Here is a 22,588-nt window from a genome sequence, read left to right on the forward strand (position 1 = left end):
TCCTTCACCTTAAAAAAGCGGATGAAGCGATTTATTTTCCTGCACGCCTCTAATAGCCTGCGCAAGTAAACCACTGATGGAAATCATTGTTAACTTATCATCCAATTTTCCTTCTGGTATATCAATCGAATCGGTCAGCACAATTTCGCTGATTCTCGATTCGTTCAGTCGTTTTGCTGCTCCCCCAGCCAAAACGGCATGAGTCGCGCACATCACAACTTTTCTAGCACCTTCTTCAAGCAATTTATCACAAGAAGTAGTCGCTCGGTAAGCCGTATCGATAATATCATCGACGACGATCGCGAGCTTTCCTTTCACTTCACCAATAACAGATGAAATTTCCCGCTCATTTGGGCGTGGTTTGCGGTTTAAAATTGCAATTGGCGCATGAAGTTTATCCGCCACTCGGCGAGCCCGAACAACGCCGCTATGGTCAGGTGCAACCACCACGACATCTTCATCGCTATAATTTTCCTCAAGATGATTGGAAAGAAGCGGTACAGCCGAAACATGATCAATTGGGATATTGAAAAACCCTTGAATTTGGGCTGCATGCAAGTCTACTGAAATAAGCCTTGTTGCCCCTGCTTCCTGCAAAAGATTTGCAATCAGTTTTGCCGTAATCGGCTCACGGCTTCTGGCTTTTCGGTCTTGCCTAGAATAGCCATAGTATGGAATCACGAGCGTAATTGATGCAGCAGAAGCACGTTTTAACGCATCAACCATGATAAGCATTTCCATAATCCGTTCGTTTACATTGGCGTCCATTGATTGAACCACGTAACAGTTCATTCCCCGAACACTTCTACCAATGTTTACCTTCACTTCGCCATCGCTGAACTTTTGCAGATCAACTTCGCAAAGCGGTACATCTAGTCTTTCAGAAATCTTTTGTGCAAGCGGGCGTTCATTCGTTACTGAAAAAAGCCTCATTTCATTCGACATTTTGATCTCCTTTCAAATGTAGCAATTCATCTAGTTCTATTATATAAAACGAAACAGCTTGCCGCAATGAGTTTGGTTATAAGTTTTAGAAAAAAGACCCTCTAATTGTAATCAGAGAGTCTTTTCCCACACATTTATTTTCATTTAAGCATTTAATTCGGCTTTTACATCTTTTAACTTTTGCGGTGTCACATCATCGCCAAGCGGATCAATGATGGTCACATGATGTAAGTTGTCTTGAACAGTTCCGCGGATCATCGCACAGTATTCCTTGCGAAGTTCAGCTTGATGCTCTTTTTCGCTCGCCGTTAGCTCACCTTTCTTTTGCTTTGCAGCATAGTTATTAATTTTCGCCAACAGTTCTTTCATGTGATCCCTCCTCTTATTAGTTACTATTTGTAAGTAACTATGGAAATCATAACACATTGGTCAATAAAAGTCAAACTGATTTGTTTAAGACTCTTTAAACGAAAAAAAGGAGACTTGGCGTTATTCTTGTAAAATATTTCATAAAATTTTAGTCTGCTGTCTTTTCGTGCTAAAATAAAAAATATGATTTAAAACCAGTCGAAAGAAGGAATGAACTTGAAAGAGTTTTTTCAACTACTCAAGCACGGAAACACCTCCGCTCTCACTGCGGCTATTGTAAACGGAATCGTCTCACTCGTTAAAGGAATAACTTATTTTTTTACAGGAAACGTCGCCATGTTTGCTGAAACGCTTCACAGCTTGGGAGATGCGGCGAACCAACTCTTTGTTTTCACAGGATCAGCCCTTAGTAAAAAACGGCCTACGAAAAAATTCCCGAAAGGTTTTGGCCGAATTGTTAACCTTGTTCTTCTTTTTGCAGTCATTGTTGTTGGTATTATGGCTTATGAAACTGTAAAAGAAGGCATTTCGCATATTTTTCATCCAGCCGAATCCACTGGCTTTTTAATCAACTTAATCGTTTTGCTGGCTTGTACAGCCCTCGAATCCACAGTTCTTTTAAAAGCCATGCGAGAAATCGTTGCTGAGTCTGACGAAGTGGCTTCCGGATTTAAACTAATTCCTGCTGCGATCCGCAATTTAAAATCAGCCAAAGCAGCTACCAAACTTGTTTTTATGGAAGATTCTGTGGCAACCGCTGGAGGCTTACTTGCCGCACTTGCCGTTATTATCTCCCATTTTACGCCTTTCCATCAAGCAGAAGGAATTGCTTCAATTTTGATTGGACTTCTAATGTTTATCGTTGTCGGTGAAGTCTTTCTCGATAATGCAGGTGGCGCGATTGGAAAATCAGATGAAGGTATGAATCTCCAAGTTGGACAGCGCATCATGTCAGATCCAGATGTACGTGATATCCAAGTTTTAACGGTCATAAAAGAAGGCGACACTTTCCATGTTGATGCCGAAGTGGAACTAGATACTACATTGACACTCGCAGAAATTGATGACATTCGTGATAGGATTGAAGATGATGTCCTTACAATAAAAGGGATTTCTGACGTTGTCATCACTTTTGACGAAGTGGATAACACGCTTGATTGGCAATACGGGGACGGTCGTTAATTTTCCATCTCCTTCCTCTAAAAAAGAAGCATAACTGAAAATCAGTCATGCTTCTTTTTTATTTTATTCAATGTGTTCCAAAACAACTCGCCCATTCAGCGGTTGTATCTTACGATTATTGGAATCATAGTATTTATCAAATAACGCAATTTGCGCTTTCGAAACTTCAATTGGATTTTTCATAACATACCATTCCACATTTTCAGAAAGTGGTGGTGTCGTAAGTGAACCCATATAGTGATAATAGGTTTTATTAGACGGAAGCATTTGCGTTACATCAATCGTTTCCGCCACATCTGATTTCGTCCCAACCTTAATATTATCTAATACAGTTTGAAAAGCACCATTTTTCTTTCCTTCCGTAAAGAAAACAGCGATAACCGCCAGACGCCCATCTTGCGCTTGATTAACGAAATGAGCTTCAATTGGATAATGCTTCTCGTTTACAGTATGCTCACTTTTAGCATGAAAATGAAACTGTTCCAAATCGAAATTTCGCCCATCAATGACTGCGGAACCAGTATCATCAACTTGGATACTGTGACCGTTATCTACTTCGTCCACAACCGTCTTGCTATAATTCAACGCCATTTTTCCTTCGTCTTTCATTTGTTCCGTTTTTCCTGTCTCAATGTTAATTGGGGACTGCGAATCGCCCGCCTCGAATTTCCATCCCTTTTGATCTTCATAATCCAGATGTTCCTCAGATTTTTTCTCTACTTTCTTTTCTGATTGGTTTTCATTACCTGCATTCATCTTTTTCGCCGCATCATCATTCGAACAGCCCGCAAAAAGAAGCGATAATGAAAGAGCAGATGTTACTACAAATGCTGTCTTTTTCAAAAACATTTCCTCCTCAAAATTATTATTGCGTGAGTACCACATATTAAAAGTCAAAGAGGCGAGAGACAAAGCAAGAAAAACTATCTTCTATATCTATTTGTTTCTCAATTTAAAGTGAATGTCCCCGATTGACTTCCTCTAACTTATTCCCCGTAATTCTCTTTCCATAAACACAAAAAAGCACTAGCCACAATCGGCTAGTGCTTCATACTTCCATTAAATAATTTCTTCTTCGAGCCAGTTCAAATCATCCAAGAAATAAACCACATCTTCTTCCAAAATATCTTTTTCTCCGTCGTTCACGATGTCGTGTCCGCTAGTTTGGTAGAAGCAGAGTTGTTTATCTGGCGTATGAATGTGTTTAAAAATATAATTGGCGTCATCCGCTTCAATTTCCTCATCTTGGCAACCTTGACCAATCATCGTTGGAACTTTGATTTTCTCAATATTTTTTGCAACTTGTTTATAAAAATCCGATCGCGCATTTGCCATCGTAGCAATTTCAGGTTCATAGCTTTGTAACATTGCTTCCGCTTCATCATCTGAAACCCCTTCTTTACGCAGTTGCTTCATCAAATATTTTTCAACCGGGATGTAACGCATTTTCTTGTTTACGTTAGCGCACAAAGGAATGATCGCTTTTGGCGAAAAAGATTCCGCCATTCGAAGAGCGAACACGCCACCCATCGCGACACCAACAATGGCAATCTCATGATACCCTTCTTTTTCTAAAAAAGTGTACCCCGAAACAGCATCTTCGTACCACATATCAGGCGTTGTCTTTAAAAACAGCGCCGGCTCATCTCCGTGACCTCGAAAGTTCGGCGCATAAACCGTATAGCCATTTTCAGCTAAATGTTCGCCTAAACTCCTCACATCTTCTGTCGTTCCCGCAAACCCATGCAGGAGCAAAACAGCACGATTTCCTGCTTTAATCATAAAGCTACGATCCGCACTCATTTGTAAGCAGTCCTCCTAAAAAATAGATCATTCCGCGAAAAAATCGCAAATGCAATAGCCATATCATAACGCGAACCAAGACGCCTGTCAACACCTAAAACACGACTTTTTTCATACCTTTTGCAAGAACCATGAAATAAGGCTTCCCGCCTAATTTCGCTTCTTTCATCTACAAACAATTTTGCCAATCAAAAAGCCCGCCAAAAACAATTTGACGAGCCAGATTTTGCTTTATTAAACTAAACTTTCTTCCTTTGCTTCTTGCCCAGTGAAAATCCGCCCGGCTGGAGATTCCTTCAGCAAGCAGAGCCATAAGCCCATCAAAATGCTCGTAAACGCCGCAAACAGTATCCAAAACTCAGCAACACTCAACAAAGGTTGTTCCCTAAAAGTGCTGACCGTAAAACCGATATTGGTATGTTCCACAACTTTCCCGTTCACATAAAGCTGCCCTGACGGATAAAGCGAGAAATTCTTAGAGTTATATCTGCCGAGACTAAGCGCGTGCCCATGCCCCTTGTCGCCCTTTGTAATCTCCGTAAATTTCAGCTTATAGCGACCACCATCAGCATGAACAGGCTTGGCTAAATTAATGACTTGATCCGAACCAACAAATTCGCTTCCTTTCAAGTCAAACTGCCGTAATTTCTTGCCGCTCGTATCATCATAAAGCGCGATGCGGTATTTCCGAGAATCATCTGGTTTTTGAAGCACCTTAAACGTCAACTGATTAAAGGATTCATTGGCACTAAACGTCTCCGCGACAATACTATCTACCATAACTGGCGTTCCGATGTAGGCATAGTCCTGCTTCACTTGATACACATGAAAGGGCCGTTTTTCCTGCGCCAGCGTGCTAAACTGCAAACCGAAACAAACGATTGCTGCTAAAAAGATAAAGGCACTTCCAGCAAGAAACGGTCGACGTAATTTTGGCAGCCAATTATTCGTTTCGCGGTCCGCCATAAGCTCCACTATAAATTTAATGCCGTAAAGAGCTGAGAGAAGCATCAGCGGCGTGAATAGCAGAATATAGCGCTGATTGGCTTCCCAGATCAAGTGGAACAAAATGACACCAACAAGCGTGACATTCAAGAAAAACGCGAAATCAAACTTCTTGCTTCTGAAAAAGCGAAGCGCCCCAATCGCAATACATAGCAAACTCATAATGTGGAAAATCTGTGCAAACGAATAAATTAAAGCTTTACGATCACCAAACAAATAGTTGAACGTCGGAGTGAAATCATTGGTCGAATTAATGTACCACGCATAGGCTCGCGTACCATCCGTCCACGTATTTTTTAATTTATTATTATAAAGCGTCAAAAGTTCTTTAGTTGAATAATTTTTCAAGCGATCTTTAATCACTTTCACATTGGCTTCTTTTTTAGCCTCTTTACTGTGGAAAGAAGACGTATAGTTAAATTCATCTGCATTATAGCGACCAGCTGGTTTGGCAAGCCCCATCATCACAAAGTGTGTGGGTGGGACTTCATAGCGATCATTTTTTTCGAAACCAAACAGTGAATAAAATGGCATCGCAGCAGAAGTAACCAACAAGAAAACAGCACCAATCGCAGCGAGACTAAGCAAAAACTTCTTATAGTTTCTAGCAAGCCAAACATGAATGAGCAAGGCAGGCAACAGGATAATCAAGTTAGGCTTTGCCTGATAGCCAATTGCAAATAGCAAACCGATAATGAGCAGCAACCACCAGCTACCTTTTTTTAAATAGAGATAGTAAACCAAAATGATAAGTGATACAAAAGGCATCGCAATCGTATCTGTGTAGAAATATAACGTATAGGTAAGTAGCGGAACACAAGTAATGACAACTAGTAAAAATAAGTTAGCCATGCGAACGCCAAGCGCATCTTTCACCACATAAACCAAGGCAAAAATTGTGACAAACATGGAAAACATGATCCACAAATTATCGAGCAGATAAAAATTATGAATTCCGACATGCGAACCCAAATTATAGATTCCATAGCGCAGAATTGTAACGAAAATATTATTTAAATAGGTTTGAAAATACGTATAATCTTGAAAATGACCACCATTTGCAAGCATTGTCAGCACTTGTTGTTTAACCACAAAGCTATCGACATACATGTTCATTTTCATTGTAATGGCTAAAAACAGTTGAATAATGACTACAACAGCAACTAGCGCAATAAAAATAATCCAATTAGCCTTCTGGCTCAAAAGTGTCAATCCTTTAAAAACAGCGAGAAAAAGAAAAATGGCTGCTAAAGCAAAAAGGAATAAATTAAAAGGATTACTAATCAATTCCATAAGTGGATGAGCCGTACTCAAATAGGCCAAATAAGCGATAACTATCACGAAAGCTGAAGTAAAGCTATAGCCAATTACTCTTCTAAACATTTTTTCCAATACACCCTTCCTTACCAATTCCAAAGTAATACATAAACCATTCTAATCTTATGTATAAAAACTTTCATTTAAACATTAAAACCAATAAAAACTGCTACAACTCTATTTATTCTAGCAAAAACTACTCTTTTTGGAAAGTGAAGCTATAAAAAAACAGCTGTTTCTAAAAGAAACAGCTGTTTTAGTAAATAAATTAGTCAACAACCTTATTTTTTCAAGTTGTAGAAAGCTTTAAGACCACGGTATTGAGCAAGGTCTTGAAGATTGTCTTCGATGCGAAGCAATTGATTGTATTTAGCAACACGGTCAGTACGAACTGGCGCACCAGTTTTGATTTGGCCAGCGTTTGTAGCAACAGCGATATCAGCAATTGTAGAATCTTCAGTTTCACCAGAACGGTGAGAAACAACTGCAGTATAGCCAGCTTCTTTAGCCATTTCAATAGCGTCTAGAGTTTCAGTAAGCGTACCGATTTGGTTAACTTTGATAAGGATTGAGTTAGCGATACCTTCTTCAATACCTCTTTCAAGTTTTTCAGTATTCGTAACGAACAAGTCATCACCAACAAGTTGAACTTTTTTACCAATACGTTCAGTAAGAAGTTTGAAACCTTTCCAGTCATTTTCATCCAAACCATCTTCGATTGAGATGATAGGGTATTTATTAATCATTTCTTCATACCAAGCAACCATTTCTTCAGAAGTACGCGTTACGCCTTCACCTTTAAGTTCATAGTTACCAGATTCGCGGTTATAGAATTCAGAGCTTGCAGCATCCATAGCAATTTTAACTTGTTCGCCAGGTTTATAACCAGCAGCTTCAATCGCTTCGATGATTGCTTCGATCGCTTCTTCATTTGATTCAAGGTTAGGAGCGAAGCCACCTTCATCACCAACACCAGTGTTAAGCCCTTTATTTTTAAGAACACCTTTAAGAGCGTGAACAATTTCAGCACCCATACGAAGAGCTTCTTTAAAGTTAGGAGCACCAACAGGCATAACCATAAATTCTTGAATATCAACGTTATTATCAGCATGTTCCCCACCATTTAAGATATTCATCATAGGAACAGGAAGAACCTTAGCGTTAGTACCGCCGATATATTCATAGAGGTGAACACCAAGTTCATCAGCAGCAGCACGAGCAGCAGCAAGAGAAACACCAAGAATAGCGTTAGCACCTAATTTACCTTTATTAGGAGTACCATCAAGATCGATCATAGCTTTATCGATACCGATTTGGTCAGTAACATCGAAGCCAATAATTTTGTCAGCAATAATATCGTTAACATTTTCGACAGCTTTCAAGACACCTTTACCTAGGTAGCGAGATTTGTCGCCGTCGCGAAGTTCAACAGCTTCGTATTCACCAGTAGAAGCGCCACTAGGAACAAGAGCGCGACCGAAAGCACCAGCTTCCGTATAAACTTCAACTTCGATAGTAGGATTACCACGGGAATCAAGGACCTCACGTGCGTAAACTTCAGTAATAATGGACATTTAAATTCTCTCCTTTGTTGGGGCTCTTATGAGCAAAGCGAATTAGAGCCCCAATATGCATGCGAGCAAAGCGAGCATGTAATCCTTAAAAGGCTCTTATGAGCAATAAACTAAGGCAATAGCCCGAGCTCTAGCCCTTAAAAGACACTTATGAGCAACAAACCAAGACAGCAGTCCGAGCGCTAATCCTTAAAAACTGCTTCAACCAGCCAAGCAAAAGCTAGTATCCAAATCCTCATAAGAAATTACAAACAAAATTCAGCATACACATTGGGAAAACGCAAAACCCATCCCCACAATTTAATTACATTTTTATTGTAGCTTTGTTTACTAAAAAACAAAAGTAAAAACTATACTTATTTCTCGATCAAACTTTCACCAGTCATTTCAGCTGGCTTTTGAACACCTAAAAGATCGAGCATGGTTGGTGCAACATCTGCAAGACGACCATCCGTACGCAAAGTTACACCTTTTTTCGTCACAATCACAGGAACAGGAACCGTTGTATGCGCCGTATGTGGTTTCCCTTCCGGCGTTACCATCGTTTCCGAATTACCGTGATCCGCGAAAATCACTGCCGAACCGCCTTTTTCAAGAATCAAGTCGACAACACGGCCAAGATTTTCATCAACCGCTTCAATCGCTTTGATTGTTGGTTCAAGCATCCCAGAGTGTCCAACCATATCTGGATTAGCAAAGTTCAAGATAATCGCATCATGTTTGTCATTTTGAATATCTGCCACAAGCGCATCCGTAACTTCATACGCACTCATTTCAGGTTGCAAATCATAAGTTTCCACTTTCGGTGAATTGATCAAAATACGATTTTCACCTGGGAATTCTTCATTTCGTCCACCATTCATAAAGAATGTAACGTGCGGGTATTTTTCAGTTTCAGCAATGCGGAGCTGCGAAAGCCCTTCATTTGATAAAACCTCCCCGATTACATTTTTCATTTCGATTGGTTCAAACGCCACTTCAGCATCAACACTTGGATTATAAAGCGTCATCGTCACGAATTTAACATTGTTCGGATGTTTCGCGCCACGATCGAAATGTTCCCATTCCTTATCCGTAAACGCATTTGAAAGTTGAATCGCACGGTCAGGACGGAAGTTAAAGAAAATAACAGCATCGTTGTCTTTAACAGTAGCAACTGGTTTGCCGTCTTTTTCAATAATTGCAGGAACTACAAATTCGTCATTCTTCCCATTTTCATAAGAAGTTTCAACTAATTTGATCGGATCCGCAAACTTTTCACCTTCCCCATAAACAATAGCTTTATAAGCTTTTTCAACACGTTCCCAGCGTTTATCACGATCCATCGCATAAAAACGTCCAGAAACAGTAGCGATTTGGCCATAGCCAAGTTTATCAATTTCTGCTTGAAGCTGTTCTAAATACTTAATTGCTGATTGCGGTGCCACGTCACGCCCATCAAGAAACGCATGAATATAAGTGTTTTTCACACCTTTTTCTTTTGCCGTTTCAAGTAGTGCTGTTAAATGGTTGATATGACTATGAACGCCGCCGTCAGATAAAAGACCAAACAAATGCAAATCAGAATTGTTTTCTTTTGTGTGACTGAATGCGTTATTAAGAGCTTTATTTTCTTGGAATTCGCCTTCTTCAATCGCTTTATCAATTCTTGTTAAACTTTGATAAACGATACGTCCAGCTCCGATATTTGTGTGTCCAACTTCCGAGTTCCCCATTTGGCCATCTGGAAGACCAACGTCAAGACCAGAAGCCTTCAGAGTACTGTGTGAAAATTCAGCCCAGTATTTATCAAAATTTGGTTTTTTCGCTTGTGCAACAGCATTTCCGACTGTTTCATCGCGTTTCCCAAATCCATCCAAAATAATAATTGCTACAGGAGATTTACTCATTTATTTTACTGCCTCCAATAATGCTAAGAACGATTTAGGTTCTAAGCTTGCGCCTCCTACAAGAGCTCCATCGATATCCGATTCAGCCATGTATTCTGCAATATTTTCAGGTTTAACACTGCCGCCATATTGAATGCGAACTGCTTCAGCCGCTTTTTCAGAAACTGCTTCAGCAACTGTTTTACGAATAACTGCACATGTATCATTTGCATCTTTACTTGTTGAAGATTTACCTGTTCCGATTGCCCAGATTGGTTCATAAGCAATAATGGATTTAGATACTTGTTCTTCCGTCAAGCCTTTAAGTGCAGCTTTGATTTGACCACTTACCCAATCGTTTGTTTGTCCAGCTTCTCTTTGTTCTAAAGTTTCACCGCAGCAAATGATTGGTAGCATGCCATGTTTTAAAATAGCATGTGCTTTTTTGTTGATGTCTTCGTCTGTTTCATGGAAATACTCACGACGTTCGGAGTGTCCGATTACAACGTAAGAAACGCCAAGATCAGCAAGAGCGAACGGACTTGTTTCTCCAGTGAATGCACCTTCATCTTCGAAATAACAGTTTTGCGCTGAAATTTGCAAATTTGTACCTTCAGCAAGACGAGTTAAGTCACGTAAGAAAAGCGCTGGAGAAGCGATTACAGAATCTACTGCTTCTTTTCCAGGAACTTTGCCCTTTACTTCTTCAACAAATTCAGCTGCTTTTGCGGCTGTTTTGTTCATCTTCCAGTTTCCTGCAATAATTGGTTTACGCATGAAAAACATCCTTTCGCACTTTATTTTTTATTATTTATCACTAATGGCTGAAACGCCAGGAAGCTCTTTTCCTTCTAAGTATTCAAGTGAAGCCCCGCCGCCAGTTGAGATATGCGTAAATTTATCCGCATAACCAAGTTGCATAGCTGCTGCCGCAGAGTCACCGCCGCCGATGATAGTTGTTGCGTCTTTCAAGTTCGCAATTGCTTCGCAAACGCCGATTGTGCCTTTTGCAAAGTTGCTCATTTCAAATACACCCATTGGTCCGTTCCAAACAACTGTTTTTGCACCTTGAAGCTCTTTTGTGAAAAGTTCAATTGTTTTTTCACCGATATCTAGACCTTCTTCATCAGCAGGAATTTCATTCGATGCAACCGTGTGGAATGGTACGTCATTGCTAAATTCTTTTGCAACTACTGTATCAATTGGAAGGACAAGCTTGTCGCCTGCTTTTTCCATTAGGCTTTTCGCAAGATCTACTTTATCTTCTTCAAGAAGCGAAATCCCTACTTCATAACCTTTCGCTTTCATGAACGTATAAGCCATACCACCACCAATTAGCAACTTATCAGCAACTTTTAGCAAGTTCTCGATAACGCCAATTTTGTCAGAGACTTTAGCTCCACCAAGAATGGCAACAAATGGACGGTCAGGATTTTCAACCACCCCACCGATAAATTTAATTTCTTTTTCCATTAAGAAGCCGGCTGCTGTATCAAGATGAGAAGCAATCCCAACGTTAGATGCGTGAGCACGGTGAGCCGTACCGAAAGCATCATTTACAAATACGTCACCAAGGCTAGCCCAGTATTTGCCAAGTTCTGGATCATTTCCACTTTCTTTTTTACCATCAATATCTTCAAAACGTGTATTTTCAAACAGAAGGACGTCGCCGTCTTTCATTTCATTGATTGCATTTTCAAGTTCTGGACCACGAGTCACAGGAACGAATTTCACTTCTTTGCCTAGCAATTCGCTTAAACGTTCAGCGACTGGGCGAAGAGTTTTATCTTTTTTGTCTTCTTCAGTTTTCACTTTTCCAAGGTGGGAAAATAGAATTGCTTTCCCATGATTTTCAATAATGTACTTAATCGTCGGAAGGGCAGCAACAATACGGTTATCATTTGTAATTTTGCCATCTTGCATCGGAACGTTAAAGTCAACGCGGACAAGAACTTTTTTGTCATTCAAGTCTAAATCAGTGATTACTTTTTTAGCCATTTCACATTTCCTCCATTACTTAAAAGATTTTTAAGTCATTTTAACAAACAAGCGGAAACAAACTTCTTTGTCTCCGCTTATTCGGTTAAAACTATTTAGTTCCTACTTAAATTATTTAGCAATTTTAGCGAAGTATTCAAGTGTACGAACTAGTTGAGCAGTGTAGCTCATTTCGTTATCGTACCAAGAAACTGTTTTAACAAGTTGTTTGTCGCCAACAGTCATTACTTTTGTTTGAGTTTCATCAAATAGAGAACCGTAAGTCATGCCTTTAATATCAGAAGAAACGATTTGGTCAGCAGTGTATCCGAATGTATCAGGATCGCTAGCGTCTTTCATTGCTTTGTTTACGTCTTCAACAGAAACCGTTTTGTCAAGAACTGTTACAAGTTCAGTTAATGAACCAGTTGGAACTGGAACACGTTGAGCAGCTCCATCTAATTTACCTTTAAGGCTTGGAAGTACTTCACCGATTGCTTTAGCAGCACCAGTAGAGTTAGGAACGATGTTTTCAGCTGCTGCACGAGCACGACGGAAGTCACCTTTAGGGTGTGGACCATCAAGAGTCATTTGGTCACCAGTGTATGCATGGATTGTAGTCATAAGACCTTCAACAATACCGAATTTTTCATCTAAAACTTTAGCCATTGGAGCTAAGCAGTTTGTTGTACAGCTTGCACCGGAAATAACTGTTTCAGTTCCGTCAAGTGTTTCATGGTTAACATTGTAAACGATTGTTTTCATGTCGCCAGTTGCAGGTGCGGAGATAACAACTTTTTTAGCACCAGCTTTAAGGTGAAGTTCAGCTTTTTCTTGAGTTGTGAAGAAACCAGTACATTCAAGAACGATTTCAACACCAAGATCTCCCCAAGGAAGTTCTTCTGGGTTACGGTTAGCAAGAACTTTTACTTCTTTACCGTTTACTTTGAAGAAACCATCATGCACTTCAACGTCACCGTCGAATCTACCTTGTGTTGTATCATATTTTAAAAGATGAGCTAACATTTTAGCATCTGTTAAATCATTGATCGCAACTACTTCAATTCCTTCTACTTCTTGGATACGACGAAATGCTAAACGTCCAATACGTCCAAAACCATTAATACCAACTTTAACTGTCATAAGTCATTTTCCTCCTTAGAAAAATAAGTGAAATTTTTTTATTTCAAAAGGGTATTGCTCCCTTTTAAAAGCATATTAGCTGCTCCTTCATCGGTCACGAGAATCGTGTTTTTCGGAGCACTCTTCATGTAGGATTTGATTGCTTTGGCTTTTGATGAGCCACCGGCAATCGCAATGATGTGTGGAATTTTTGCTAAATCTTCAAACTGTAAGCCGAAAGTTGATACTTTATGAACAACTTCCCCTTGTTCGTTGAAGTAATAACCGAAAGCTTCACCCACTGCTTTTCGCTCAGTGATTTTCTGGATCACATCTTCGCTCGTATGGCGTCTTTTCGCCATCGTAAGCGCGTCACCCACCCCATGAACGATTGCATTAGCAGATTGTACAAGGCGTAAACCTTCTTGGATCGCAGGTTCTTTTAAAAGAGAACGATAAGCTTCTTCACCGAGTTGTTCGGGGACATAAAGCACCCCATGTTTTGTTCCCGTTTTTGTTGCTATCCGGTCGCAAATCGTATTGGCCTGATTATCCAGATCCTCTCCGATTCCACCCCGTCCAGGAACAAATAGCAATTCTCGCCCTTTGGCGAAATCACTTGGCATTGTGTCAGCAAAAGCAGCCATTGTAGAGCCACCCATGATCGCAATGATGTTTCGTTTCTCTGTTAGCGCCAAATCAAGTTGTTTGACGGCAACACGTCCCATCTCTTCACGAACCCAAGGTGTAACATCGCTGTCTCCTTGGACGACTAAACACTTTTGAATGTTTAGGACTTCTGCAAGTTGATTTTCGATTGAATGTAGTCCCGATAGTTGGTTCATTGCGCTTTCTAAATCGCGAAAAACGACAAGACCTTCCTCAGTGACTGTCATTCCGGATGATTTGATATCAATCAATCCTTGTGTTTTCAAAAACTCAACTTCACCACGAAGAACTCGCTCGCTCATACCAAGCATTCCAGCTAATGTCCGTCTGCCAACAGGCTCTGCGAAATAAATCGATCGCAAAATCTGATAACGCTTTTGCATAACGGCCAGCACATCGGGTAATAATTTTTTTTGAATGCTTATTAAATCTGACATAGCCATGACTCCTCGTTGATTTGGACGATTAAAGACCCACATAGTCGATAAACGTCCCATCAGAATTAAAAAAAGTAGCGGTAAAGGTTATCCAAATTCAAAATATAGATCGGATTATTCAAATGAGACTTCCCATTTCTTACCTTTTTTCGCTGTGTTTGTAGCTTTATAAAATTCTTTGTTCTCTTTCATTACCCTACGACATCATTGTAACAGGCAAGAGCAAATACTTCAAGTGATAAGTGGGACATTTATAAAAAAACAACAATAACTTTACGGTTCCTTTACGCCCCGTCTCACTTAGAGCGCCATAAATTCCTTCTCAATTTATTTTTACTTGAACATCAAAGTTAACGAGAAGGACAAAAAAAGTCCCTCCTGATTTTTCAGGAGGGACTTTTGACGACCAATCTAATCAAACCTTTTACGTTTCGATGAAGACGGGATAGAAAGTTCTAATCGATACTTAGCGACCGCTCGTCTTGAGATTGCGATATCCTTTTCTTCCAATAGCTCAACTATTTTTTGATCAGATAGCGGCTTTTTCTTATCTTCCTGCTTAATATATTCACTAATCCATTCTTTAATACTTGTGCTGGAAACACCACTAACGTCTTCTGAATTCTCTTTTTTCTTTGGTAAAGCTGAAGAAAAGAAGGATTTTAGCTCAAAAATGCCGTTTGCCGTTTCGAGATATTTCCCATTTACTGCACGTGACACAGTGGATTCATGTACGCCGATTTCCTCAGCAATTTCTTTTAAAGTGAGCGGAACAAGTGGCTCTTTAGGATCAATAAAATGAGCTTGTTGATGCCAAACGATGGCTTTTCCAACTCGTTCAAGCGTATCTTCCCGCTGCTCCATTCCTTTTTTCAGCCAATCATATTCACCTGTTTTTTGCTTTAGAAACTCGGATACTTCTTTTTCTTTGCTATCTTGCATTTGTTTATAGTACTGTTCCTGAAAGCGAATTTGCGGTAGGAAGTTTCTTGCAATGGAAACGATAAGTTCACTACCTTGTTGTTGCAAAATAAGATCTGGAACCACATATTGGACGGTTTCTGTCTCAAACTCGGAACCCGGCTTTGGTTCAAGTGTGCGTACATAATCTGCAACTTCTTGAATATCCGAAAGCTCAACATCAAAAGCTTTTGCAATGTTTTTCCACTTTTTATTTGCAAAGTCTTCAAAATGCTCACTCAGCAAGTCATAGGCAATATATGGCGCGTCACTCGAGCGATCAATCTGCAGCAAAATACATTCTTGTAAATTTCGTGCAGCCACACCTGCGGGTTCTAGACTTTGGAGTATTTGAAGCACATCTAAAACTTCCGTTTCAGTTCGCGTAAGATTTTCGGCGACTGTTTCGGGAGCAATTGTCAAATAGCCTGCCGAATCCAGACTTTCAATCAAATAGAGCGCGATTTGCTTTTCAGAATGTGATAAATCTAGGAGCATAATCTGGTCTTGCAAGTGATCAGACAGCGTTTCCGAGCGACTTGCCACTTGTTCAAGAAAGTCATTTTCCATTTGGGTTCCATTTTTTCGTTTTTTATAAGAATAGTCGGTAGAAATATCTGCTCCCGACGTTACTTCAATTAATGGATTTTCAAGCGCTTTGTCTTCTAAAAACGCGGTAAGGTCTGCGGCTGTAAATTGAAGCATTGCTATTGACTGCGACAATTGTTGTGTCATCGCAAGCTTCATTGTTTGCTTCTGCGCCTGTTTTTGAACAAAACTCGATTCGAGTCTCACAAAATATCCCTCCCGGTTTCCGAATTCCCTCGGGGTGGATTTGCAAAACCCACCTTTGCTTCATTATATCACCCCTATTTTATTTTTGTAATGTTTTTTTATAACGGGTACTCCAGAAAAGCCCTTCTGTCCCCAGGAGAGCCCATACACCTAATGTGGGTGGCATGTAATATTCATATCTTCTGATTTTTAGTATCCAGCAAAGTAGCACCTTTTTCTCCCCAAGCAGGAATCCACTTTCCATCTTCAGAATAATGGGTTTCTTCTATATCTTCTTCGTAAAAATCATGCATAAGATATTTCACAAATCTGTCTGCTGATTTCCCATCTAGGTCATCAAAAAAGTAAGAAATAAAATCGTTTAATTTGTCATAATCAATTTTTTCTTCTTGAACTGATTCAATCAATTCCTCTGTGGTTGTTGCGAAAGAACCAGGTATGAACTTCAAATATTCATAATAAAAATTTCTTGTCGCTGTATATTCAGCAAGATCTGGACTATAAAAAACCATCTTTCGCTTTAGCAAAGCATATTCAAAGCAAACGGACGAATAGTCAGTAATTAGGACCTCTGTTACTAGCAATAGATCATTAATTTCTCTGTAATCAGAAACATCAAAATAAAAATCTTTATATTGATATGGAATTTGTGGCTTGTTTTGAACAAAGGGATGAATTTTTAATAACATAACCCATCCTTTTTTATACAACGCTTCGTAAATATCTTTAAAATTCAAGTATTCAAAGGGATAATGAGCTGATTGTTGACCATTTCCCCTAAAAGTAGGTGCAAATAAAATCACTTTTTTATTTTTAATAAATGGCATCTCTTTATATAGTCTTTCCAAAATGCTTTGTTGCTTATTTAAATCGAAAAAAAGATCCGTTCTTGGTACGCCAATTGGATATACGCTTTCCGCCTTAATGCCAAATCCTTCAGCATACTTATCTACAACATGATGTGAACTGACAATCGCTTTCGTATAGTTCTTATGATCAACGGAATCAATTTTTGGACCCCCAGGCATACCTATTCGACTATATCCAAAAGTTTTGAAAGCACCAACAGCATGCCAAACTTGAATTAAATCCGTATTTTTTCTAATTGATAAAGGATAGATTAATGGATAGTAATCATCGAGAATAATATATCGACTTGTTGCAAAATGATAAGCTAACTTAAAAAATTCTATCCACGTTTTTTTATCTCGAATACTTTCTTTTAAAAAGAAAAAAGAATTGAAATGGGAACCGTTAGATTGTATCGCTTCATAGATATATTCAAAATTCCCTGATAGGTCAGTACGACTATCAGAAGCGAACGTGATCTTATTTTTTTGAATTGGCCATATTTTACAGATGCGATAGCAAAATCTAAAAACTAATTTTTTTGCATATCGTAAAAGCCGGTTCTCTTGTGTCAGATCTTTCTGCTCTAAAAATGATTCGACTTCTGCTAGTTTTTTTGAAGATATTATAAATTTTTGACTTTCAACATCTAACTCAGCTATAAGCCGATAGGATTTATTCATTTTCGATGTATAAACTTTCATTTCTGAAGACACTATAAAATCCGTTTTTTGATTTTTGATATTTCCTAAAGTACAAACCCCTTCTACCCACTCGCCATTAAAAAATTGTTTGATTTTGAGCAATATCTCATAGTTACCTGGCTGTAATACTCTTCCTCTTTCAAATTTATTAAAATTCACGCTGATTTTATAATCTGAGAAAAACAATTTCTCATTTTGCAAGTTCTGCATGCGTAATTCAGCGACTTCTTTTCCATCTTTTTTAAATATCAGATACTTTTCAATTTCACTTTCAGTCAGTGGTTCATTACCCCAAAAGTGAGCATTCCCTTCTAATACCATCATTCCGCTATTAAACGTAAGCTTGGTGATTTCTTTTTCAATAATTAACTCCTCTTGTTCTAGCTCTTTAAGTAGCTCTTCTGCTACCTCTAAATCAATATTAACGAGTGAGCTAAACATTTAAAAAAACATATTTCGCTTTTTATTGTGTGTTGCTCGAATGTTTTTTCCCTCTTTGTCGGAAACCGTCATATACTTGTCTTTCCTCCTCTAGTTGCAAACAATTAATGAGTTGCAATACATTATTTTTTGCATCTATTGTTTGTCTACTAAATTCTTCTTGCTTAATTTTTTTAGCTGGCTGACTATCTATTTTGGCTCCTGCACTTTTTAATTGCTGAATCAACTCAGAAGCAGAAGCGAACATTGGCAAATTATATTTCGCATAGAATTGCTCGTCGAAGAATCCCGGGTTACTTTTATACGCTTCAAAATCTGGTGCTAAGATCAAAATGGGGCGTTCAAAGTAGCTAAAGTCAAGGATCAAAGATGAATAATCGGTAATTAGTATTGCTCCTTCGCTTAAAAAAGAATGGATATCTTGTTTAGAAATATAGTGCTGAAGCTTTTCATTTTTTTCACCTTCCAAGTATGGATGGAGCGAAAGTATTAATTCATAGCCAGTTTCTGCTTTTTCAAATTCAGACACAAGTTCTTCTGCCATAGATAAACAGCTCGCATGTTCTCCATTTCGATATGTTGGCGCATAAATAATCCTGTTTTCACATGCCTTATCATGCAAAGTTTGTACGTATAGCTGCAGCGACCCCGTTACTCTTACCTGACTCTTCTCTACTCCGAGCGCTTGCGCATAGAAAGGGATGTCTTTCATTTGATTTACACACACAAAATCATAGTTCTTATGCGGAATATATGTTTTAACTTTGTTCAAACTGTTCCCAAATTTTTTCAGTTCCCCGGCTGCGTGCCATATTTGAATCACTTTATTCCTCTTGAATTTTATAGCAAGCGCATTTAACGGATAAAAGTGATCATCTACTATAACGATGCCTGATCGAGCAATTAAATATACTGATCGAATAGCTTTATAAAATTTCGATAGTCGCTTTTTATTGCGGCCGTAAATGCAAGTACGAACATCTACTTCTTTATTCTCCTTCATTTCTTCGTAGAGTATTTTCATTCCCACTGTCATTTCATCACTTCTCGAACTAACAAAAGTAATCATATTCCTTCTATATGGCAACAAACAAGCAAGCACCAAATATTCCACTGAAAAAAGACCTTTTAACAGGAGTACTTCCCACCGTTTCATTCTTTTACTTCACCAAGCTTTCTCCCAACTTTTCTTCTCATTTTAGCAACAACTAAATCTTTTTATTTGTAACTTTGTTTCATTAATCTCTCATTTTCAAGGCGTTTTGTTGTCAATATACAACTTTTAACAACCTAACTACGAAAAAAGGAAGTAGAAACTCAGAAAAATCTTTCTTCGTTTCTACTTCCTTATCCATTTAATATTCAACTATTTTTTCTTTAACTTGGCAAATGGTTCATAAAATTTTGATAGGCAAAACCTTCCACTTCTTTCTTGCCAAAATGGTGTTCCAGAACTGCAATAAAATCTTGAAAATCTGAGGCGTTTTCAAGACCTTTTACATGTGAAGGGATCCCATCAAAATCTGATCCAAAACCGATATTTTGAATCCCTCCAAGTTCCGCAATATGGTCGATGTGACGAACGACATCTTCCATATCCGCCATCCCACTTTCCGTTGTAAAAAGCGGATGAAAAATCACATGGATCATTGCATCTTTTTCAATCATGGCTTTAATTTGGTCGTCATCCAAGTTACGTTTATGCGAACAAATCGCTTTTGCGCTAGAATGACTAGCAATCGGAAACTCAGCAATCTCCATAACATCCCAAAAGCTTTTCACGCTCAAATGCGAAACATCAGTAAAAGCATGATGCGCATTTAAACGAGTTACAATTTCTTTTCCAAAACTAGTTAGTCCAGCGCCTCGCTTTTCTTCAATACCATCAGCAGCAAGATTCGCATTATTCCAAGTTAGCCCTACAGAAAGAACACCGCCATTAAGCAACTGCTCAAGTCTTTCGAGATCTTGACCGATCGGCTCCACACCTTCTAAAGTCAGTGCCGCAGCAATTTTCCCTTCTGGAAGCGTTTCTAAATCTGTCCATTTTTTAAGCGGCTTGATAACACCATTTCGGTGTAGCACATGTTGTTTGAAAATATTGCTTTGTTCCACCGCTTTTTTCCACTTTTGTTCGATTGGAACCTCAGGATCGAGAAAAATGGCAAAACTTTGTAAGAATAGTTCTCCTTCTATCATTCGCTCAAAATTCACATCAAGTTCCGGTGAATCTTGGAATGTAATTCGTCCTTTAGCTTGTTGCAGCTTATAAAGCACATCACAGTGCATATCCACAATTTTCACTCGTCGTTTCCTCCTTCAAACAGCGACTTTCCTTCAAGTCCCAACAATTTATTCAATGTCGCCCGGTGCCATTTCCTGCCAAGAACGTACTTACTAACTAAATACGTCCCAGCTTCAAGTGACTGATTTTCTGTAAGGGCTTGAATTTTCAACTGATAAACAAGATTTTTTTTGCCAATCTCCACTTTATGCAGCCTTTCTTTAGCAAGATAATGCATTTCCGCTTCGCCCAGTTTAAACTGAAACGTAAACATTCCAACATTAGTAAACGCAAGAACCAGCGTGTGTCGCGTTCGCATAGTTGGTCCTGCGTAAAGCAAATTGATGTCACTCACCGCAAGTTCGTTTTCCCGAGCAAAGTCATAAATTTCTTTTTCAAGCCGTTCTTTTAACCCCAAGTTTTATCACCTTTTTCTAGTCCAAACTTCTTTTAACATTCCTACAAAAAAAGAATTTCCTCAAACCTGAATATCCAAATAAGAATAAGCTCGAACATCAAAGCGGTTTCGGCTTCGCGAAAATTCAATGGGTCTTCCATCTTTTTGATAAATCACTTGTTTGATTTCAAGTATCGGATCGTGTTCGCCGCAATTTAAATATTTCTGATCATCCGATGAACTTTTATCCGCAGAAATCGTTCGGTAAGCGCCTGCAAATTTAATGCCTAGTTCTTTCTTTAAATATGAATAAATCGAATGACGAATATGTATTTTTGTAAGCCCAGGAACCAAGTCTACTGGCATGTATGTATGTTCCAAAACAAATGGCTTCCCGTCCAAAATCCGAAGTCTAAAAATGTTGTACACGGGGTGACTGTCACTTATCATTAAGCGCTCTTGCACCACTTCGTCTGGAAATTCCACCGTGAAATCAATAGGTTCACTCACAAGGTCATGACTCGTATTTTCAAAATCATTGCTGAGCCCTTGATAATCTTTTAAATAAGATAAGTTTTTATCTTTAAGAAACGGATGATTCAAAACCTTGGTTCCCGACCCACGTTGCGAATACACCAAACCCTCCATCGTCAAAATGTTGATCGCTTTTTTGATCGTCATTCTGCTCACACCAAACTCATCCACCAAAACAACTTGATTTGGCATGAAACTGTCTGTCGGATATTCACCGCTCTGGATGCGTTCTCGCAATATATTCGCGATTTCTTCGTATTTTGGCACCTTTTTCACCTCCACTTGAGTATAACTGAATCTATCAATTTCCTCAATCTAAAACGGCAAAGTAACTCGCTCATTTTACTTTCTTGTAAAGACTCAAAAATTCACTAACCTTTTACATGAAGTTTACAGCTTCTTCAATAAAGCCTAAAATTCACACACTATACTAAAATACAAGGAGGGATTACATATGCAAAAATGGGTAAAAGTAACTGGAATTGCATTTGTTGGAACAAGTTTACTACTCACGGGCTGCCAGTCAGATAAAAAAGCGAAGACGAGCGAGCAAGCCGTAGCCTCAGTAAAGATGGTCGCAGGTGAACAAATCAAACTCGGTGGCGCGGTTAACGTCCGTGACTTGGGCGGGTACAAAACGGCTGATGGCAAGAAAATCAAGTCGCATAGACTAATTCGTTCGGCGGAACTTTACAAGTTAACCGGGGATGACATTCACAAATTAAAAAGCACCTATCACTTACAGCAAATTGTTGATTTCCGGACAAACAGTGAGGTGAAGGAAAAGCCAGATCCGCCTATCCAAGGAGTGCGCTATACTCACGACTCCATCATGAAAGATAATGGCGCCTCAACAAGCATGGCAGATTTAACAAGGAGCTTATCAAAAATGGACAATCCAGAAAGTTTCTTGATCCAAGCCAATCAAAGCTTTGTAACAGACGAGCATGCAAGGCAAGCCTACAAAAAGTTCTTTGACATCTTACTTGAAAACGAAAAAGGAGCCGTTTTATGGCATTGCACGGCCGGAAAAGATAGAGCCGGATTTGGAACTGCACTTGTTCTTTCGGCACTCGGCGTCCCGGAGAAAACGATTATGCAGGATTATTTACTTTCCAACAAGTACCGTGCCGCTGAAAACAAAGCAGCAATTGGGGAAGTTGCCAAGCAAACCGATGATCCCAAAGTGATTGACGGAATGAAAGCAATCATGGATGTACGCGAAAGCTATTTAAATGCTGCCTTTATGGAAATCAATAAGCAATATGGCTCGATGGATCGCTTCTTGAAAGATGGGCTTGGGCTTACAAGCAAAGACCTCACAAAATTGAAAAGTAACTATTTGAGCTAAAAAAG

General features: G+C 39.1%; 20 protein-coding genes. 2 read left to right on the plus strand and 18 right to left on the minus strand.

The annotated features are described in order from the left end of the window. Positions 1–9: 9 nt before the first annotated feature. Entirely contained in the window at positions 10–945 is a 936-nt protein-coding gene (locus UR08_RS11665; protein WP_115753850.1) for a ribose-phosphate diphosphokinase, read from the minus strand. 144 nt (positions 946–1,089) lie between these two features. After that, positions 1,090–1,314, minus strand: coding sequence for a DUF896 domain-containing protein (locus tag UR08_RS11670; RefSeq protein WP_115753851.1), 225 nt, complete (start codon positions 1,312–1,314; stop codon positions 1,090–1,092). 216 nt (positions 1,315–1,530) lie between these two features. On the opposite strand from UR08_RS11670, the gene UR08_RS11675 reads away from it, so the two are divergent. Beyond that, complete coding sequence (locus UR08_RS11675; RefSeq protein WP_115753852.1) at positions 1,531–2,496, plus strand: cation diffusion facilitator family transporter; 966 nt, start codon at positions 1,531–1,533, stop codon at positions 2,494–2,496. 63 nt (positions 2,497–2,559) lie between these two features. Here UR08_RS11675 and UR08_RS11680 read toward each other — a convergent pair whose 3' ends face one another. The 16 genes from UR08_RS11680 to UR08_RS11755 all read right to left on the minus strand — a co-directional run bounded on the left by UR08_RS11680 (position 2,560) and on the right by UR08_RS11755 (position 21,499). Continuing rightward, positions 2,560–3,339: a carbonic anhydrase gene (locus UR08_RS11680; RefSeq protein ID WP_240616095.1), complete on the minus strand. Its 780-nt coding sequence runs from the start codon at positions 3,337–3,339 to the stop codon at positions 2,560–2,562. Positions 3,340–3,555: 216 nt separating this feature from the next. After that, entirely contained in the window at positions 3,556–4,299 is a 744-nt protein-coding gene (locus tag UR08_RS11685; protein WP_115753853.1) for an alpha/beta hydrolase, read from the minus strand. Further along, entirely contained in the window at positions 4,296–4,487 is a 192-nt protein-coding gene (locus UR08_RS11690; RefSeq protein WP_115753854.1) for a hypothetical protein, read from the minus strand. Before UR08_RS11690 ends, UR08_RS11685 begins: the two co-directional genes overlap by 4 nt. Before the next feature lie 46 nt (positions 4,488–4,533). Beyond that, positions 4,534–6,687 (minus strand): glycosyltransferase family 39 protein, encoded by a 2,154-nt coding sequence (locus UR08_RS11695; RefSeq protein WP_133296354.1) that lies wholly within the window; start codon positions 6,685–6,687, stop codon positions 4,534–4,536. Between the two features lie 215 nt (positions 6,688–6,902). Then, a complete protein-coding gene (gene eno / locus UR08_RS11700) occupies positions 6,903–8,195 on the minus strand; it encodes a phosphopyruvate hydratase (RefSeq protein ID WP_115753856.1) in 1,293 nt (430 codons plus the stop codon). 356 nt (positions 8,196–8,551) lie between these two features. Then, positions 8,552–10,084 (minus strand): 2,3-bisphosphoglycerate-independent phosphoglycerate mutase, encoded by a 1,533-nt coding sequence (gpmI, locus tag UR08_RS11705; RefSeq protein ID WP_115753857.1) that lies wholly within the window; start codon positions 10,082–10,084, stop codon positions 8,552–8,554. Then, entirely contained in the window at positions 10,085–10,840 is a 756-nt protein-coding gene (tpiA, locus tag UR08_RS11710) for a triose-phosphate isomerase (protein WP_115753858.1), read from the minus strand. It abuts the gene before it with no gap. A 30-nt stretch (positions 10,841–10,870) separates the two neighbouring features. Further along, positions 10,871–12,061 (minus strand): phosphoglycerate kinase, encoded by a 1,191-nt coding sequence (locus tag UR08_RS11715; protein WP_115753859.1) that lies wholly within the window; start codon positions 12,059–12,061, stop codon positions 10,871–10,873. 111 nt (positions 12,062–12,172) lie between these two features. Further along, positions 12,173–13,183, minus strand: coding sequence for a type I glyceraldehyde-3-phosphate dehydrogenase (gap, locus tag UR08_RS11720; RefSeq protein WP_115753860.1), 1,011 nt, complete (start codon positions 13,181–13,183; stop codon positions 12,173–12,175). Between the two features lie 38 nt (positions 13,184–13,221). After that, the gene (locus UR08_RS11725; protein WP_115753861.1) at positions 13,222–14,268 is read right to left on the minus strand and encodes a sugar-binding transcriptional regulator; all 1,047 of its coding nucleotides are present in this window, start codon (positions 14,266–14,268) and stop codon (positions 13,222–13,224) included. Between the two features lie 411 nt (positions 14,269–14,679). Further along, complete coding sequence (gene rpoN / locus UR08_RS11730; RefSeq protein ID WP_115753862.1) at positions 14,680–16,023, minus strand: RNA polymerase factor sigma-54; 1,344 nt, start codon at positions 16,021–16,023, stop codon at positions 14,680–14,682. A 173-nt stretch (positions 16,024–16,196) separates the two neighbouring features. Next, the gene (locus UR08_RS11735; RefSeq protein WP_115753863.1) at positions 16,197–18,017 is read right to left on the minus strand and encodes a CDP-glycerol glycerophosphotransferase family protein; all 1,821 of its coding nucleotides are present in this window, start codon (positions 18,015–18,017) and stop codon (positions 16,197–16,199) included. Between the two features lie 22 nt (positions 18,018–18,039). Then, a complete protein-coding gene (locus tag UR08_RS11740; RefSeq protein ID WP_115753864.1) occupies positions 18,040–19,173 on the minus strand; it encodes a CDP-glycerol glycerophosphotransferase family protein in 1,134 nt (377 codons plus the stop codon). Between the two features lie 221 nt (positions 19,174–19,394). Continuing rightward, on the minus strand, positions 19,395–20,306 hold the full coding sequence (locus UR08_RS11745) for a dipeptidase (protein WP_420812342.1): 912 nt from the start codon (positions 20,304–20,306) through the stop codon (positions 19,395–19,397). An 11-nt stretch (positions 20,307–20,317) separates the two neighbouring features. After that, the gene (locus UR08_RS11750; protein ID WP_115753866.1) at positions 20,318–20,719 is read right to left on the minus strand and encodes a hypothetical protein; all 402 of its coding nucleotides are present in this window, start codon (positions 20,717–20,719) and stop codon (positions 20,318–20,320) included. A gap of 60 nt (positions 20,720–20,779) precedes the next feature. Then, a complete protein-coding gene (locus UR08_RS11755) occupies positions 20,780–21,499 on the minus strand; it encodes a GntR family transcriptional regulator (protein ID WP_115753867.1) in 720 nt (239 codons plus the stop codon). A 187-nt stretch (positions 21,500–21,686) separates the two neighbouring features. Between UR08_RS11755 and UR08_RS11760 the strand changes: the two genes are divergently transcribed. Then, a complete protein-coding gene (locus UR08_RS11760) occupies positions 21,687–22,583 on the plus strand; it encodes a tyrosine-protein phosphatase (RefSeq protein WP_115753868.1) in 897 nt (298 codons plus the stop codon). Positions 22,584–22,588: the final 5 nt, after the last annotated feature.

It is taken from the genome of Listeria kieliensis (assembly GCF_003369925.1).
GTDB classification, from domain to species: Bacteria; Bacillota; Bacilli; order Lactobacillales; family Listeriaceae; genus Listeria; species Listeria kieliensis_A.

Bases quoted from the DNA above. Each gene is read 5' to 3' on its own strand.
- gap (WP_115753860.1), bottom strand. From the start codon at position 13,183: ATGACAGTTAAAGTTGGTATTAATGGTTTTGGACGTATTGGACGTTTA.
- tpiA (WP_115753858.1), bottom strand. From the start codon at position 10,840: ATGCGTAAACCAATTATTGCAGGAAACTGGAAGATGAACAAAACAGCC.
- UR08_RS11670 (WP_115753851.1), bottom strand. From the start codon at position 1,314: ATGAAAGAACTGTTGGCGAAAATTAATAACTATGCTGCAAAGCAAAAG.
- UR08_RS11695 (WP_133296354.1), bottom strand. From the start codon at position 6,687: ATGTTTAGAAGAGTAATTGGCTATAGCTTTACTTCAGCTTTCGTGATA.
- gpmI (WP_115753857.1), bottom strand. From the start codon at position 10,084: ATGAGTAAATCTCCTGTAGCAATTATTATTTTGGATGGATTTGGGAAA.
- UR08_RS11685 (WP_115753853.1), bottom strand. From the start codon at position 4,299: ATGAGTGCGGATCGTAGCTTTATGATTAAAGCAGGAAATCGTGCTGTT.
- UR08_RS11745 (WP_420812342.1), bottom strand. From the start codon at position 20,306: ATGCACTGTGATGTGCTTTATAAGCTGCAACAAGCTAAAGGACGAATT.
- UR08_RS11760 (WP_115753868.1), top strand. From the start codon at position 21,687: ATGCAAAAATGGGTAAAAGTAACTGGAATTGCATTTGTTGGAACAAGT.
- UR08_RS11735 (WP_115753863.1), bottom strand. From the start codon at position 18,017: ATGTTTAGCTCACTCGTTAATATTGATTTAGAGGTAGCAGAAGAGCTA.
- UR08_RS11665 (WP_115753850.1), bottom strand. From the start codon at position 945: ATGTCGAATGAAATGAGGCTTTTTTCAGTAACGAATGAACGCCCGCTT.
- UR08_RS11725 (WP_115753861.1), bottom strand. From the start codon at position 14,268: ATGTCAGATTTAATAAGCATTCAAAAAAAATTATTACCCGATGTGCTG.
- UR08_RS11715 (WP_115753859.1), bottom strand. From the start codon at position 12,061: ATGGCTAAAAAAGTAATCACTGATTTAGACTTGAATGACAAAAAAGTT.
- UR08_RS11740 (WP_115753864.1), bottom strand. From the start codon at position 19,173: ATGAAACGGTGGGAAGTACTCCTGTTAAAAGGTCTTTTTTCAGTGGAA.
- eno (WP_115753856.1), bottom strand. From the start codon at position 8,195: ATGTCCATTATTACTGAAGTTTACGCACGTGAGGTCCTTGATTCCCGT.